Genomic DNA, 1,579 nt, shown 5'->3' with positions numbered 1-1,579 from the left:
AGGTCGAGCCAGGCACCGAACGCGCCCGGGACGACGGCCGCGAGGTGCCCCGTCCCGGGCACGAGGTCGAGTCCGAGGTCGCGGTAGGCGTCGATCGTCGCGCCCGCGGGCGCGGTGCCCTGGCCGCAGACGACGAACGTGTGCCCGTCGGACGCGCGGTGCCCGATGATCGGCGCGTCGCCGCCCGGCCCGCACAGGTGCGGCTCGACGACGCTCACGACGAACCCGGCGGCGGCGGCCGCGTCGAACGCGTTCCCGCCGGCCTCGAGCACGCGCATCCCGACACCGCTCGCGAGCCAGTGCGTCGAGGCGACCATGCCGAAGGTCCCGGTGAGCTCGGGGCGCGTGGTGAACATCGACCGATCGTCTCCCACGCGCGACGTCGCCGCCGCACCGGGGCGACAGCACCGCGCCTCGCGTCGCCCCGATCGGCGCAGCGGACCGACGGGCGCGATGAACCCTTGCCGAGCCCGCGGCGAACGGTCCGTGAACTTCGGACGACCTGTCCGTTCTGCCCGCTGACCTGCGAGAATGATGCCCGGGTGGACGACGACCTGACGCTTCTCGCCGACCGGCTCCAGCACGCCCTCGGCGACTACCGGACCACCGCCGCCGCGACCGTGAAGGAGCTCGCGCGTGCCGTCGACGTGGTCGACGCCGACATGCCGATCGCCCGGCTCGAGGTCCTCTTCCGCTCGCCGCACGTCACGACCGTCGCGGTCCGCGACCCCGCCGACCCCGCGCGCATCGGCCTCGTCACGCGCACCCGGTTCACCGCCGCGATGACCGGCCGCCTCGGCTTCGGGCGCGCCGTGCACGCGCGTCGCGAGACCGGCGAGATCGCGGACTGGGCACCGCTCGTCGCGCCGCCGTCCGCACCCGTCTCCGAGGTCGCGGTCCGCGCGATGGAGCGGCACGACGAGCGCCGGTACGACGACGTGATCGTCGCGGGCGACGTGTGGGCGGTCGCGAGCACGTCCGACCTCGTGCACGCGCTGTCGACGCTGCTCGCCGTCCGCTCGCTGCACGACTCCCTCACGGGGCTCGAGCACCGCGCGATGCTCCAGCACCGGCTCGCCGAACGCTGCGCCGACCTGCACGGCACCGCGGGCCGCGTCGTCCTCGTGCTGCTCGACGTGCGGGGCTTCCGGCACCTCAACGCGACCCGCGGGTTCGCCTTCGCCGACGTGGTCCTCGCCGCGCTCGGCGCCCGGCTGCGCGGCATTGCGCCCGTCCGGTCCGACGCGGCCCGCGTCGGCGGTGACGAGCTCGCGCTCGCGGCGACGCTGCACGCGCGCGACGAGCAGCACGCCGCGCAGGTCGCCGAGGGGCTGCGGCAGCAGCTCGTCGAGCGGCTGGCCGTGCCGGCCTCGGGCATCGAGGCGGCGGACTGGCCCTCGCTGCACGCGGTGGTCGTCTGGTCGGAGCCCGGCGGCGGGACGCCCGACGAGCTGCTGCGGCTCGCACAGCGCCGGCTCGGCGAGGCGAAGGACCGCTGGCGGCTGCGCGCGTCAGGTCTGCCCGAGGTCCGGTCGCTGCTCGGGGGGGACGAGCTCGTCGAGGTCGTCGACCTCTGACC

General features: G+C 75.9%; 2 protein-coding genes. One reads left to right on the top strand and one right to left on the bottom strand.

The annotated features are described in order from the left end of the window. A partial coding sequence (locus tag HGA02_RS18820) for a gamma-glutamyltransferase (RefSeq protein ID WP_210728806.1) occupies nucleotides 1-356 on the bottom strand: 356 nt, incomplete at its 3' end. A 186-nt stretch (nucleotides 357-542) separates the two neighbouring features. Between HGA02_RS18820 and HGA02_RS21760 the strand changes: the two genes are divergently transcribed. Further along, nucleotides 543-1,577, top strand: a complete 1,035-nt coding sequence (locus HGA02_RS21760) for a diguanylate cyclase domain-containing protein (protein ID WP_168680859.1) — start codon at nucleotides 543-545, stop codon at nucleotides 1,575-1,577. Nucleotides 1,578-1,579 lie beyond the last annotated feature (2 nt).

The sequence above is a fragment of the Cellulomonas septica genome (genome assembly GCF_012396155.1).
GTDB classification, from domain to species: domain Bacteria; phylum Actinomycetota; class Actinomycetes; order Actinomycetales; family Cellulomonadaceae; genus Cellulomonas; species Cellulomonas septica.
The sequence above is the reverse complement of the archived record's forward strand: the minus strand, read 5'-3'. Positions and strand labels throughout refer to the sequence as shown.